Origin of the sequence: Virgibacillus halodenitrificans (assembly GCF_001878675.1) — a bacterium.
Classification (GTDB): domain Bacteria; phylum Bacillota; class Bacilli; order Bacillales; family Amphibacillaceae; genus Virgibacillus_Q; species Virgibacillus_Q halodenitrificans.
This window is the reverse complement of the sequence record NZ_CP017962.1, coordinates 2,846,517-2,860,280: the sequence shown is the minus strand read 5'-3', so window position 1 is coordinate 2,860,280 and position 13,764 is coordinate 2,846,517. Positions and strand designations below refer to the sequence as shown.

Below are 13,764 nucleotides of genomic sequence, written 5' to 3'. Positions count from 1 at the left end.
CACTTCCTTGAAAAAGAAACCCACTTTTTCTGCGTGCGATGTTTCTCATTGAAGCTTTTCTGGTCCTGCGGGATCTTCAGCTGGGGCTGGGACTGTGTCACCTCGTCCCACCGAAGATCTTTTGCGATTACTCACCCCATCAAAAAGCCCTGTTTCTTTACCCACAGGACAAGGAAGGCTTCAGCGAATTGTGCACCGCACGAAGGAAAGGTGTTTTTTCTTTCCGAGGAGTCTTCGTGTTTTTCCTTCACTAGTAAAGTTGTTAGATAATAACTAGTTATTTATAGTTTAAAGCAGTTACGAATTGATTGGAGTGGAAGGGGCGACTCCTGCCGGAATAGCATGAGGCGAAGACCCTGGACGGAGCGTAGCGGAGGAAGCGGCTGAAGCCATGCCGGCGGAAAGCGTCCCCCTGCAGCGGAAATCAATGGGTCTATTCACCTCCTTAAAATGAAATAATCTACTACAAAATTACTTCGGAGTTTACTCCAACTACGCAGGAATTAAAGTTTAATAGTAAGCAAGTGAGTGTGTAAATTCTGTCAAAAATAGGAGTATTCTAAACAGAAAGAGTAGTGTATAATAGAAAGAGCTTTGGAGAAATACATATAATGGAGAGAGTAAAATGGATCAGAAAAGAACAAGCAAGAAAACCAAGAAGAAGAGTTTGTGGCTTAAAGTTTCGATCGCTGTGATTCTAATACTAGTTTTAAGTGTCGGCGGCTATGCCTATTCTATATACCATAATGCTAAAACGACATTAAATGATAAAATGCACGAACCTGTTAAAGCAATTGATACAAAGAAAACAAAGGTCAAAATTAAAGATGCAGAAGTATTAAATGTACTCCTGTTAGGTGTAGATGAACGGGAAAATGATAAAGGTCGTTCGGATGCCATGATGGTTTTAACCTTAGATCCTAAAAATGACAAAATGCAGCTCGTAAGTATTCCGCGAGATACAAGAACAGAGATTGTAGGTAAGGGCTTTGAGGACAAAATTAATCATGCCTATGCATTCGGGGGCAGTGATATGGCAGTTGCAACCGTAGAAAATTTCCTGAATATTGATCTCGATTATTATGTCCGAATGAATATGGAAGGATTGGAAGAAGTAGTAAACCAATTAGGATCCATCACCGTATATAATGATATCGCCTGGGATGACGGAAAATATGAATTTGGCTTTGGCCCCACCGACATGGATGGAGATAAAACGATGCACTTTGTTCGTATGAGAAAACAGGATCCAGATGGTGACTTTGGTCGAACAAAGCGACAACGTCAAGTTATCCAAGGGATTGTAAATAAGGGAGCATCTGTTAGCTCTGTTACAAAAATTAATGGAATGATTGATGTGCTTGGTAATAATATGGCGACAAATATGGACTTTAGTGACATGAAAAACATGCTTTCCCAGTATAAAAATACACGCAAGAACTTCACTGACTATCAGATGAAAGGGACGGGTACAAAGCTGGATGGTATTTATTATTTAATTGTTGCTGATGAAGAAGTGGAGAAAGTCCACGGTATGATCACAGGTGTTGAAACCGGAATCTAACATGCATAATTAAAAGGAAAGGGACACATCTTCATTTTACCTGGAATGTGTTCCTTTTTTACATTAAATCTGCCAAGTTTTTCATTGATAAGGGAGACAAAACATGGACCATATAAAAAAATACATGGAAGTTAATCAAAAAAGGATTCTGGAGGATATAAAACTACTCGTAGAAAGTGATTCACCCTCTATAAATAAAGAATTAACAGATAAATGCAAAGCTAATATCCAACTATTGTTTCAGCGCTACTTCGAGTATAAGGCTACAGAAATTAAACAGCAAAAGTACGGAGATCATTTACGATTCGAATTTGGCGATGGAGAGGAAACACTCCTTCTTTTATCCCATTTTGACACAGTCTGGGACAAAGGAGATCTCAGATATAAAGTCAAAGGGAATAAAGTATATGGACCTGGAATATTGGATATGAAAGCAGGATTAGTTCAAGCGATTTGGGCTTTGAAAGCTTGCAAGGATCTAGGTCTCTCCCTAAATAAGAAAATAGTTTTTCTGTGTACAAGTGATGAAGAGCTAGGTAGCCCCACATCTAAGCTGTTAATTGAGAAAGAAGCCTTAAACAGTAAGGTTGTTTTAGTGACAGAACCCCCAGTTGCTGAAACGGGTGCATTAAAAACAGCAAGAAAAGGCTCTTCTCGCTATATGGTTGATATAAAAGGGAAAGCAGCACATGCTGGAAACCATCACCGTGATGGCAGAAGTGCAATAAAAGAAGCCGCACATCTAATTATTTATTTAGAAGAATTAACAAATTATACGACAGGAACTACGGTGAATGTAGGAACAGTTAAAGGTGGAGGAAAGCTGAACGTAGTGCCAGATTCGGCTACTTTTGGAGTAAATGTACGGGTGAAAACAATGAAAGAACAGAAGAGATTAGACCAGCTCATCCGCCATCTTGAACCTAGAACAGAGGGAGTAACTTTGAAAGTAAAGGGAAAGATGAACCGGCCACCTATGGTCCGAAGCAATCGGACCGGAAAGCTTTTTCATGTAGCAAAGCATATTGCCAAGGATCTTGATTTTGATTTGGAAGAGGCTTCGGTTGGGGGAGGCAGTGACGGTAATTTCACTGCAAACTTAGGAGTTCCTACTCTTGATGGTCTTGGTGCAGTTGGAGAAGGAATTCATGCAAGAAACGAGCATATTTTGGCAAGTGAAATTCCAGAGCGCGCTACCCTTCTTTGTAAGTTAATTACTACATTATAATTGTTTGTGACAACATAAAAAAGCGTCAAATCATATTGATTTGACGCTTTTTCGTACGACTACTTCTGTGGATACAATAGCCTGTTTGGCAATTTCCCTTCCTTCAAACCTTTCGAGCAAGAGGTTAACCGCTGTTTCTCCCATGAGTTCGGTAAATACCCGTATGGTACTTAATGGAGGATAAAGATGCTTTGAAACACTTATATCGTTAATCCCCATAATACTTACCCTCTCTGGAATGGAAATACTTGCCTCATGTAAGGCCCGCATACAGCCGATTGCCATGACATCACTACTAACTGCAAAAGCTGTGGGTAGCTTGTCGCCAAGCTCCTCAATTGCTTTCTTCATTAAGCGATAGCCTTCATCCACTGAAAAAGATCCTACATATACTGTTTCGTTATTGTACAGTCCTTTTTCCTTTAAGTACTCCTTAAAGGCTTTCTCTCTTATATGTTCTTTTCCACCAATAAATCCAATGGATGTATGATTGTTTTCGATGAAATGGTCAATAATTTTTCGTATGGCGCGATTAAAATTAATAATTACAGAATCGTATACATCTTCATTTGGAGACTGATCAACGAAAACAAGGGCAGGAGATATCGTTCTAAGCTTCTTTACTTGCTTGGAATTAAACTTGCCAATAGCGATTATTCCTTTAATTTGATCAGGATTTATATCATCAATCGTATCAAAGAAATACATTTCGGGCGACAATTGCAGCTCTTTACAGCGTTGTTCGACTCCCAGCCGAATGGATAGATAGTAAAGGTCGTTTAACTCCTCTGATTCTGTATACCAGTGAACAATTGCTATCTTTTCACCTATGTGTTTTTTTACAGAATGTTTTTTATAAGAAAGAGCTTCGGCAGCTTCAAAAATGCGTCTTTTTGTTTCCTCTGCAACAGAAAGAGAAGCGTCATAATTCAACACCCGTGAAACTGTTGCGGGCGAAACCTTTGCTTTTGTCGCGATATCTTTAATTGTTGCCACATGATCACCTATTTCAATCGTTCAAGTTTATTTCTATTTATTTTATCATATTTACTCCATTACACTGTATTGTTTTGATAAATTATTATAGAATGTATCCAATTCGATGGAAGTACCTTTATTTAAACGGGATTCTTCAGCAGCAAATGCCATTAAGTGGCTGCTTAAAGAATTACTTGCAGAGGAAACACTTTTACTTCTATCACTTTGCTGGATGTCTATTAAGAAGTCACGCATAATACCGAGATCTCCACCACCATGTCCGCCAGTTGGCGAGTCGAATTTAATGACTGTTTCATGCTTTGTAAGGAAGTCATAATAGGATATTTGATTTTCAGTCATGTTCCCGCGCAGTTCTCCTTTGGTTCCCATTATTTGAACAGTTCTTGTCTGCTCGCGTGTGAAGCCACACATACTGAATGTTGCTGTAGCTCCATCTTCAAATTCCATATTTACAACTTGATGGTCAACTACATCGTTATCAAGTTGATAGACGCATTTACCATAATCTGTCTCGTTTAAAGCCTTAATAATACCCTCGTTTGATGTGTCTTCAGTGAACTTTCTTGCCCATCCTCTACCTTCACCAAGATAATAATTCCCTGCGTGGAAAGGACAGGACTGAGCTGCTGGACATCCATCAAGACAGCGCTTTGGAGCTCCTGCGGGCATGTTTTCTTTGCGGAAATGCATAAGAGATCCATACGAACTTACTCGTTCGCACTTTTTGTTAATAACATAACGAATGATATCCATGTCGTGACAGGATTTCTGTAAAATCATTGGACTTGAGTCTTCTTTCTTTTTCCAGTTTCCGCGAACAAAGCTGTGTGACATATGCATAACTTCAACATTTTCGTTTAATTGTATGGAAGCTACATCGCCAATTTTACCGTCTTCAATCACTTTTTTAATTGTTGACCAAAAATCTGTGTACCGAAGTACATGGCAAATGGTTAGTTGTTTGTTAAATTTTTCTGCCTGTTGCTCCATTGCGATACATTCTTTAGGGTCTGGGGACATTGGCTTTTCTAATAGGACATGATATCCGAGCTCTAACGCTTTCATGGTAGGTCCGAAGTGTTCTCTATCCATGGTGCAAATAATCGCAATATCCGCTGTTTTCTCCTTTGTAAGTAAGTCTTCCCAAGAATGAAAGCAGTCCTCTGTAGATAAATTATGCTCCTGTTTAATCTTATCTCTTCTTAATTCATTTGGTTCGGCAACCCCAATAATCTTAAGTTCATGTGGATTTTTTAGTGCATAAGGAGCATAGGCTCTAGCTCCGCGATCTCCCGCGCCAATTAAGATGGCTGTAGTTGGCTTCATTTTAAATTTCCCCTTTTTATTTACTGAAAATTTTACTTGCAAATTTATAAGTTTTACTAATTAATGTTCCCATATTATTACTAATAATAGTTTATATCCTTATTTATTACAATGGATAAGCACAATAAATTAAATTTTTTAAAAATAATGCATTATAAATTATGATCATGTATAATCCAAGTTGAGAATAATTTATTTAGTAAAATATTTACTGGAGGGATTTCATGCATCGTTTATTAAAAACTTTTTTTGTCTTTATCGTTCTAATCAGTATAGGTGTAATAGGGGTAGCTTGTGATAATAGTACTAATACTTCAGAAGACGGAGATAAGACAAGTAAGGATAATAAACAGGTAGTGAATTTAACTAAAAGCGAACAAATTACAACAATGGATTTAACTTTAGCAAATGATCAAGTTTCCAATCAATTTTTATCTATGACAACAGAAGGTTTATATCGTTTAGATGAAAAGGGGGAAAAAGTGCCGGGAATAGCAACTAAAAGTGAAGTTAGTGACGATGGGCTGAAATGGACCTTTCATCTTCGTGATAATGCCGAGTGGGAAAATGGCGATCCGGTCACTGCCCATGATTTTGTATATGCTTGGCAAAGGGCTATTAATCCGGATACAGGTTCTGAGTACGGGCCATATTTAATGAATGGGGTAGTGAAAAATGCGAAATCTATAAGTGAAGGTAAGAAAAAGGTGAGCGATTTAGGTATCGAAGCAAAGGATGATCATACCTTAGTAGCTACTCTTGAAAAACCAATTCCGTACTTTGAATCATTAATCTCTTTTGGAATATTTAACTGGCCATTAAATGAAAAGGTTGTTGAAAAATCAGGGGATAATTATGGGACAAGTAGTGAATATCTTCTTTCTAATGGCCCTTATAAGCTGAAGGAATGGGAAAGTACGTCCGATTCCTGGAAGCTGGAGAAAAATGCTTCTTATTGGGATGCAGAAGAAGTTTCTATAGAAGAATTTAATTATAATGTGGCAAAAGATAATCAATTAATTGTTGATTTATATGAAAAAGGAGAAATTGACCGAGCAGAGCTGTCTTCAGATTTAGTAGATCAGTTTCAATCAAGAGAGGATTTTGATACAACACCTGAAGCAAGTGTTTTTTACTTGAAAATGAACCAGCAACGAACAAAGGCTCTGGGGAACAGAAATATTCGAAAAGCAATTAGCAGAGCTTTTGATAAGGAAGCGCTAGTTAATAACATATTAAATAATGGTTCCATTGCTGCGAATGGGCTTGTGCCTAAAAAGTTTTCAACACATCCAGAGAGCGGAAAAGACTTTCGGGAAATAAATGGAGATTTAGTTAGCTATGATGCTGAAATGGCGAAAAAATTATGGGAAAAGGGATTGCAGGAAATAGGAAAGGAAACTGTTGAGTTAGAATACTTGTCAGGAGATAGTGGGGATTCTAAGTTTATAAGTGAGTATATGGCAAACCAGTTAGAAAAGAATTTACCTGGCTTGTCTATTACAATAAAAAGAGTGCCTCTTGAACAGTTGACAACACTGGATAAGAGCATGGATTACGATTTGCAGTTCACCGGGTGGGCGCCTGATTACCAAGACCCATTTACTTTTTTAGGTATGTGGATCACAGATGAGAACACGAATAAAATGGGTTATTCTGTAGAGAAGTATGATGAGATACTTTCAAAGACACAAAATGAACTGGCAACAAAGCCTGTAGAAAGATATGAAGCCTTACTTGAAGCGGAGGAAATTCTTTTTGATACGGCGGCTGTTGCGCCAGTCTATCAAACTGCGTCAGCTAAATTAATATCACCTAAATTGAATGGAGTTATAACAAATGCTGTAGGTCCAGAATATGAGTACAAATGGGCTGAGATTGGTAGTTCTGACTAATAAAAAAGCAGAATGAAAGAGGCATTGAACCATTACATGCCTATTTCATAAAGTTGGAAGTGATAATTGGGAAATAAAAATACATCTTCTGACGTTTTACAATGAAAGCTATTGGAATTTATATACTATTACTTCTTTTTCGATATTTGCTTGGTGTGTCTCCAGTTGCTTTTTTAAAAGCTTGTGTAAAAAAAGATTGAGAGGAATATCCAATAATACCTGAAATATGTGCGATACTATAATCAGTCGTTTCCAATAATATTTTTGCTTCTCTAATTCTAATTTTATTCAAATATTCGATTGGAGAAATTCCCACATCACTCTTAAAAATATGTGCAAGATAGTATTTGTTGATGTGTCCAATATCTGCCAGAGTATCAAGGGTGAGGGCGTCTCGATAGTTTTGATTAATATAGTGCATCGTGAGAGCTACTGCTTTATTCATATTACGGGATTCTGCTTTTTCTATTGTAAACTTTTTTTCTCTTTTTAATTTAACAATTAAGATTTCAATGATGTTTTGACAGATCAGTTCAAAATCTTTTTCATTGCGTTTTACTTCTTCGAGTAACTTATTAAGGTAAAACAAAATATCCTCTCGGTCACCATTGTACGTATATAGACCCATAGTTGAATCTTTTTCACCAGTAATCGAGAAAGCAAGACCCTCAATACCAAGAGCTATATATTGTAAGGAATCTTGTTCGTTTGATTTTTCTGTATGCTCTACATTTGGATTGATAATAATTAAATCGTTCTCTTTAACAGGCACTTCATGCTTTGGTAGAATAAATGATCCTTTACCTTTTACTATATAGAATAGCTCTGTGAAATGATGGGTATGATGTGTGCTGTGCCAACCTTTATCATATTCTGATTGGGTTACATACAGAAGCTTAAATGGTAGCTTTTCTTTAGAGGAATTTTCCATTTTATAGACTTCATAAGACATGCCAAGCACTCCTTTTTATAGAAATAAGTATGTATAAAATTTGGTGCTGCTGCGCTTTAGTTCTAATAAACTATTAATCATATTTTATAAGGAGGAATGTGAAAAAGCAATATATATAAAAATCTCAACAAGATGTTTATTGTGAAAGCGTTTTAATGAATGTAGGATGAAAGTAGGAAGTAAAAAAACGATCAGGGGGCATTAATATGAAGATGAAACATCTATTATTTGCTTTATCTGCTTTATTTTTGGTAATTGCTTTATCAGCATGTAGCGGTGGTGATGACAGTAGTGATAACAAAGCTAATGGGGAAAATGGTGATAAAGACGAGGAAACTACTCTCCATGTAGCCGCTCTTGAATCTGCTTATGGCGCTGATATGTGGAAGAAGGTTGCTGAAGCATATGAAGCTACGAATGAAAACGTAAAGATTGAATTTACTATTGAGAAAAATCTGGAAGAAGTAGTACGTCCAGAAATGCAGGCAGGTAGTTACCCAGATGTATTTTTGCTTGCAACCGACAGAGAAGAGGCTTTAACTGAAACATTAATTAAGGAGAAGGCGGTTGAAAACCTTTCCGATGTGTTGGAAATGAAAGTTCCAGGAGAAGAAGCTGTTGTAAAAGATAAAATACTTGATGGTTTTACAGACACACTGGCAACAAACCCATATGGAGATGGAGAAACATATTTAGCGCCAATGTTTTATAGCCCAACAGGTTTGTTCTACAATGAAAGCTTGTTTGAAGAAAAAGGATGGGAAGTTCCACAAACATGGGATGAAATGTGGGAGCTGGGCGATAAAGCCAAAGAAGAGGGAATCTCATTATTTACGTATCCAATTGCAGGATATTTTGATACATTATTAGGTTCTATGTTGTATGCGTCTGGTGGTCCTGATTTCTATAATTCAGCTATGACGTATGAAGATAATATTTGGGAAACAAAGGAAGCGGAACGTGTACTAAAAACAGTTGAAAAGCTAGGTGAGTACACACATCCGAATACGGTAGCGAATGCTAACCCAAATGATTTCACTAAAAATCAGCAGCTTGTATTGGAAAATAAAGCATTATTTATGCCAAATGGAAGCTGGGTAGTTGATGAAATGAAAGAAGCCCCACGTGCAGATGGTTTCGAATGGGGAATGGCTCCGGTTCCTGCTTTTGAGGAAGGTGGAGATCGCTATGCGTTTACATTCTTCGAACAAATTTGGATTCCTTCCGCAGCTGAGAATAAAGACGCAGCTAAAGATTTCATTGCTTACATGTATTCAGATGAAGCAGCAGATATCTTTTTAGAAGCAGGTGCGGTACAGCCTATTGAAGGAATTGTAGAAAAGCTGAATGATCAAAAGAAAATCTTCTATAGTGTTTATGAGAATGGTGCTCTTCCAGCAATGGGAACATTCGCTTCAACAGAGCCTGTTCCAGGAGCAAGCATTAGTGATGAGGTTTATGGAACGATTGATAGTGTAATAAGTGGTAAAACGACTTATGAACAGTGGAAAAAAGATATTGAAGAAGTAAGCGATAAATTACGACCTGCTATGAAGTAATTGATAAATAAAAAGACGACGAGCGTGACTCTGTGTTCGTCGTCTTATTTTTGAAACAAGTAATAACACTAATTTATAATATTTTTGTTATTAAGAGAGGTGAGCGTTGTGAGTAACAAAAAGGCAAGAAATATATTCATTACTGTTTGTATTTCCCCTGCTATTATTCTGTTTATCTTGTTTATGGTTGTTCCTACTGTAGAGGTTTTCCGAATGTCTATGTATAGCTGGGGAGGATTCTCAAATACAAAGGAATTTGTTGGCTTTGATAACTTTAAAGTTTTGTGGAATGATGCAGGATTTATACAGTCCTTTCAAAACTCTGTTTTGTTAATTGTGCTGGTTGCGATGATTACTATCGTTTTTGCTCTGTTTTTCGCAGCTTTATTAACTAAAGAAAATTTAAAAGGAAATAATTTTTTCCGAATAATTTTCTACATACCGAATATCTTATCCATTGTTGTTATTGCGGGGATATTTTCTGCTGTCTATGATCCGGAAAGCGGACTATTAAACAGTGTATTCGATATTTTCAGCTTAGAAAGCATGAAGCAAATGTGGCTAGGGAATCAAAGTATTGTTATTTACAGTGTAGCGGGTGCTTTGGTTTGGCAGGCGATCGGCTACTATATGGTAATGTATATGTCTAGTATGGCAAGCATTCCAGCAAGCTACTATGAAGCAGCTTCGTTAGAGGGCGCTGGTAAACTTAAACAATTTACAAGTATTACACTGCCACTCATTTGGAATAACATACGTACAACACTGACGTTTTATATTATAAGTACGATTAATTTAAGCTTTTTGCTCGTAAAGGCAATGACAGGTGGCGGGCCGGATGGATCCACAGAAGTGTTTCTCTCCTATATGTACGCACAAGCATACGGTAACTCTACCTATGGATACGGAATGGCTATAGGTGTTGTTGTGTTCCTTTTCTCATTCGCACTTGCCGCAATTGTTAGCCATATTACAAAAAGAGATGTGCTGGAGTATTAAAAGGAGGATAATGTCATGGAAAAAAAGAAAGGCATGCGCACAGAAACACTTTTCAAGCTTTTTATTTATGTGGCTTTATTCGCCCTCGCTATTTCAATCATTATACCGGTAGTATGGGTGTTTATGGCGTCCATCAAAGAAAACAAAGAGTTTTACGGCAACCCGTGGTCATTACCGGATGGGTTTTATTTCCAAAATTTCATTGAAGCGTTTGTTGAAGCAAATATGGGAGACTATTTATTAAATTCGGTCATTGTTACCACCTTGTCTCTATTAATCTTGCTAGTGGTAGCTCTGCCAGCAGCATATGTGCTATCTCGCTTTAAATTTATGGGTAGCGGCTTGCTTAATTCCTTTGTGAAAGCTGGTCTTTTTATTAATGTAAGTTATATTGCAGTTCCTATTTTTCTAATGTTACTTGGATGGGATTCAGGTATTAAAGAATTATTAGGAGAAGGGTTGTTTTTAAACAATCGATTTATCCTAGCGCTAATTTATGCATCAACTGCTTTGCCGTTTACTATCTTTCTTCTTTCCAGCTATTTTGAAACACTTCCGGCTGATTTTGAGGAAGCAGCAAGTATTGATGGAGCGGGGTATTTCAGAACAATGTTTTCTGTTATGCTTCCGATGGCAGCGCCGAGCATTATTATAGTAATCTTATTCAACTTTTTACTGTTTTGGAATGAATATATTTTAGCTCTTACACTAATGCCGGCTGAGAATAAAACACTGCCAGTTGGACTATTAAATTTAATGGCGGCAGAACGAGCGGCGGTTAACTATGGCCCTATGTATGCAGGAATGGTAATCGTCATGTTACCAACATTAATTTTATACATTATTGTCCAGAAACGATTAACGCAGGGAATGACAGTTGGAGGAGTGAAAGGATAGGTGAATAAAATGAACAAATCAACAGGAAGGGTAACCTTACCAAGTGAACAGAATTTTTTGAACGAAACAAAGGAATTGATGGAACGATGGGGAGCAGATGCATTACGTGATAGTGATGGCACGAAGCTTGATGATGAAATAAAGCAATTGGATGCCAAAATATACACAACGTATTTTGTAGCGCGAGGGAATAACGAATTTGCTGAACAACACCCTGAGGAAACGCAACAATTATATTTAATGTCACAATTCAATACAGCAAAAGACAAGTCGTTGGAAATCGACTTTTTGAAAGGATATTTTGAGGATCAAATCAAGCCTGATTATATTCACAACCCAAAAGAGTGGTGGGAAGTTATTAATCGAACAACTGGTGATGTAGTTGATCCAGCTAATTGGGAGGTTAAACAAGAAACAAATCAGGTCATCATCAATCAGGCAGAACCATGGCATGAATATACTGTATCATTTTTGGCTTATATGATCTGGGATCCGACACATATGTATAATCATATTACGAATAATTGGGGAGATAAGCCGCACGACATCCCGTTTGATGCTAGACAACCTTTCTCCAATCAATTTATGAAGGATTACTTGGAAAACTGGCTTAAGGAAAATCCGGACACGGACGTTGTTCGCTTCACCACTTTTTTCTATCACTTTACCCTCATCTTTGACAATTTGGGAAAAGAAAAGTTTGTTGATTGGTTTGGATATGGAGCAAGTGTTTCTGTTGCGGCCCTTGAAGCTTTTGCACAGGAAAAAGGTTATCGACTTCGTCCAGAGGATATAGTAGATAGAGGATATTATAATTCAAGTTTCCGTGTACCAACAAAAGCTTATTTGGATTATATTGACTTTATTCAGCAGTTTGTGGCAAAAGAAGTGAAAGAATTAGTTAGTCTCGTGCATGATCAAGATAAAGAAGCGATGATGTTTTTAGGAGATAACTGGATTGGTACAGAGCCTTATGGAGAGTATTTCAAGGAAACTGGTATCGATGCGGTTGTAGGGAGTGTAGGAGATGGGACTACACTGCGTTTAATTTCGGATATTCCGCATGTAAGCTATACGGAAGGGAGATTCTTACCATACTTCTTCCCAGATACGTTTTATGAAGGAAATAATCCAGCTATTGAGGCAAATGAAAATTGGCTAGCAGCCAGAAGAGCGCTCATGCGGAGTCCATTGGACAGAATAGGTTATGGTGGCTATTTAAGCCTGGCTTATAAATTTCCGGAGTTTGTTGACTATGTAGAAAAAGTTACCGATGAATTTCGGGATATTTACGATACCATTAAGGGTGTAAAACCATATACTGGACTCAACGTAGCTGTATTAAATGCCTGGGGAAAAATTAGAACATGGCAAACACATATGGTAGCTCATGGTAAATGGTATAAACAAGCTTATTCTTATCATGGGATTACAGAAGCGTTAAGTGGAATGGCGGTAGACGTTTCTTTTATAAGTTTTGATGACATTATTAATAATGGTGTGCCAGAAGAAGTAGACGTAATTATTAATGCTGGAGATGCAGGAACATCTTTCTCTGGAGGAGAACATTGGAAAAATGAAAAAGTTACTGCCACGTTGAGAGAATGGGTTTACAACGGCGGTGGTTTGATCGGTGTTGGGGAGCCTTCAGCTATTCACCACCAGGGTCGCTATTTCCAATTAGCAAATGTGCTTGGAGTAGATAAAGAATTAGGATATAGTCTATCCACAAATAAGTATTTCACAGAGGAAGCAGATTCCCACTTTATTACAGAAGATGTCTCCACTTTTAATTTTGGAGAAGGGATGAAGAATGTGTATGCTTTAAGTGAGGACACTGATATTATTGTTCATACAGAGGATGGCGTTCATTTATCAAGTACAACCTTTGGTGAAGGCAGAGGTGTGTACATTGCAGGAATTCCATATAGCTATGAGAATACAAGGTTATTGCTCCGCGCTATCTATTATAGTGCCGGCAAAGAAGAACAGTGGAAGATATGGCAGTCTTCTAATTTAAATTGTGAAGTACATGCCTATCCGTCTATTAATAAGTATGCGATCATTAATAACTCCAATGTGGAACAAGTTACGGATGTTTATGATGGAAACGGCAATAAATCTACCATCACCTTACAACCAAGTGAAATAAAATGGGAGGAAGAGCAGCATGAAGGATAAAATAATACTAATTGCTAAAATTGTATTCTTTCTGTTTTGTATGTTTCTCGTGATCAACGGTCAAAGAACAGTAGGTAAGTTATACCTGTTGTCACAGTTAATTGGTCTAGCCGGTTTACTATTTTTACTATGGAACTACAACCGTAAATTTGTATAATAAACAA

At 37.4% G+C, this 13,764-nt stretch carries 11 protein-coding genes; 8 read left to right on the top strand and 3 right to left on the bottom strand.

Features of this window, described 5'->3' with window-relative positions:
• Nucleotides 1–625 precede the first annotated feature (625 nt).
• Together BME96_RS14645 and BME96_RS14640 are read left to right on the top strand one after the other, a co-directional pair.
• Nucleotides 626–1,564, top strand: a complete 939-nt coding sequence (locus BME96_RS14645; protein ID WP_071649406.1) for an LCP family glycopolymer transferase — start codon at nucleotides 626–628, stop codon at nucleotides 1,562–1,564.
• Between the two features lie 103 nt (nucleotides 1,565–1,667).
• Nucleotides 1,668–2,792 (top strand): M20 family metallopeptidase, encoded by a 1,125-nt coding sequence (locus BME96_RS14640; RefSeq protein WP_071649405.1) that lies wholly within the window; start codon nucleotides 1,668–1,670, stop codon nucleotides 2,790–2,792.
• Between the two features lie 30 nt (nucleotides 2,793–2,822).
• Here BME96_RS14640 and BME96_RS14635 read toward each other — a convergent pair whose 3' ends face one another.
• Complete coding sequence (locus BME96_RS14635) at nucleotides 2,823–3,788, bottom strand: LacI family DNA-binding transcriptional regulator (protein WP_071649404.1); 966 nt, start codon at nucleotides 3,786–3,788, stop codon at nucleotides 2,823–2,825.
• Nucleotides 3,789–3,839: 51 nt separating this feature from the next.
• A complete protein-coding gene (locus BME96_RS14630) occupies nucleotides 3,840–5,117 on the bottom strand; it encodes a Gfo/Idh/MocA family protein (protein ID WP_071649403.1) in 1,278 nt (425 codons plus the stop codon).
• A 224-nt stretch (nucleotides 5,118–5,341) separates the two neighbouring features.
• Here BME96_RS14630 and BME96_RS14625 point away from each other — a divergent pair, with 224 nt between their 5' ends.
• Nucleotides 5,342–7,012 carry a peptide ABC transporter substrate-binding protein gene (locus tag BME96_RS14625; RefSeq protein ID WP_071649402.1) on the top strand — a complete coding sequence of 557 codons (1,671 nt, stop codon included), beginning with the start codon at nucleotides 5,342–5,344 and terminating at the stop codon, nucleotides 7,010–7,012.
• Between the two features lie 118 nt (nucleotides 7,013–7,130).
• Here BME96_RS14625 and BME96_RS14620 read toward each other — a convergent pair whose 3' ends face one another.
• Nucleotides 7,131–7,964, bottom strand: a complete 834-nt coding sequence (locus tag BME96_RS14620; protein ID WP_060680462.1) for an AraC family transcriptional regulator — start codon at nucleotides 7,962–7,964, stop codon at nucleotides 7,131–7,133.
• Between the two features lie 206 nt (nucleotides 7,965–8,170).
• Between BME96_RS14620 and BME96_RS14615 the strand changes: the two genes are divergently transcribed.
• The 5 genes from BME96_RS14615 to BME96_RS19885 all read left to right on the top strand — a co-directional run bounded on the left by BME96_RS14615 (nucleotide 8,171) and on the right by BME96_RS19885 (nucleotide 13,757).
• Nucleotides 8,171–9,523, top strand: coding sequence for a carbohydrate ABC transporter substrate-binding protein (locus BME96_RS14615; protein ID WP_019376838.1), 1,353 nt, complete (start codon nucleotides 8,171–8,173; stop codon nucleotides 9,521–9,523).
• A 108-nt stretch (nucleotides 9,524–9,631) separates the two neighbouring features.
• Complete coding sequence (locus BME96_RS14610; protein ID WP_019376839.1) at nucleotides 9,632–10,522, top strand: carbohydrate ABC transporter permease; 891 nt, start codon at nucleotides 9,632–9,634, stop codon at nucleotides 10,520–10,522.
• Between the two features lie 15 nt (nucleotides 10,523–10,537).
• The gene (locus BME96_RS14605; RefSeq protein WP_172675286.1) at nucleotides 10,538–11,419 is read left to right on the top strand and encodes a carbohydrate ABC transporter permease; all 882 of its coding nucleotides are present in this window, start codon (nucleotides 10,538–10,540) and stop codon (nucleotides 11,417–11,419) included.
• A gap of 9 nt (nucleotides 11,420–11,428) precedes the next feature.
• The gene (gene gnpA / locus BME96_RS14600) at nucleotides 11,429–13,600 is read left to right on the top strand and encodes a 1,3-beta-galactosyl-N-acetylhexosamine phosphorylase (protein ID WP_060680506.1); all 2,172 of its coding nucleotides are present in this window, start codon (nucleotides 11,429–11,431) and stop codon (nucleotides 13,598–13,600) included.
• Entirely contained in the window at nucleotides 13,590–13,757 is a 168-nt protein-coding gene (locus BME96_RS19885; protein ID WP_197035828.1) for a DUF6903 family protein, read from the top strand. Before gnpA ends, BME96_RS19885 begins: the two co-directional genes overlap by 11 nt.
• Nucleotides 13,758–13,764 lie beyond the last annotated feature (7 nt).

What these genes read in the sequence shown, in the direction of transcription:
- BME96_RS19885 (WP_197035828.1), top strand. Translation starts at nt 13,590, where the DNA reads ATGAAGGATAAAATAATACTAATTGCTAAAATTGTATTCTTTCTGTTT.
- BME96_RS14625 (WP_071649402.1), top strand. Translation starts at nt 5,342, where the DNA reads ATGCATCGTTTATTAAAAACTTTTTTTGTCTTTATCGTTCTAATCAGT.
- gnpA (WP_060680506.1), top strand. Translation starts at nt 11,429, where the DNA reads ATGAACAAATCAACAGGAAGGGTAACCTTACCAAGTGAACAGAATTTT.
- BME96_RS14645 (WP_071649406.1), top strand. Translation starts at nt 626, where the DNA reads ATGGATCAGAAAAGAACAAGCAAGAAAACCAAGAAGAAGAGTTTGTGG.
- BME96_RS14605 (WP_172675286.1), top strand. Translation starts at nt 10,538, where the DNA reads ATGGAAAAAAAGAAAGGCATGCGCACAGAAACACTTTTCAAGCTTTTT.
- BME96_RS14640 (WP_071649405.1), top strand. Translation starts at nt 1,668, where the DNA reads ATGGACCATATAAAAAAATACATGGAAGTTAATCAAAAAAGGATTCTG.
- BME96_RS14620 (WP_060680462.1), bottom strand. Translation starts at nt 7,964, where the DNA reads ATGTCTTATGAAGTCTATAAAATGGAAAATTCCTCTAAAGAAAAGCTA.
- BME96_RS14615 (WP_019376838.1), top strand. Translation starts at nt 8,171, where the DNA reads ATGAAGATGAAACATCTATTATTTGCTTTATCTGCTTTATTTTTGGTA.
- BME96_RS14630 (WP_071649403.1), bottom strand. Translation starts at nt 5,117, where the DNA reads ATGAAGCCAACTACAGCCATCTTAATTGGCGCGGGAGATCGCGGAGCT.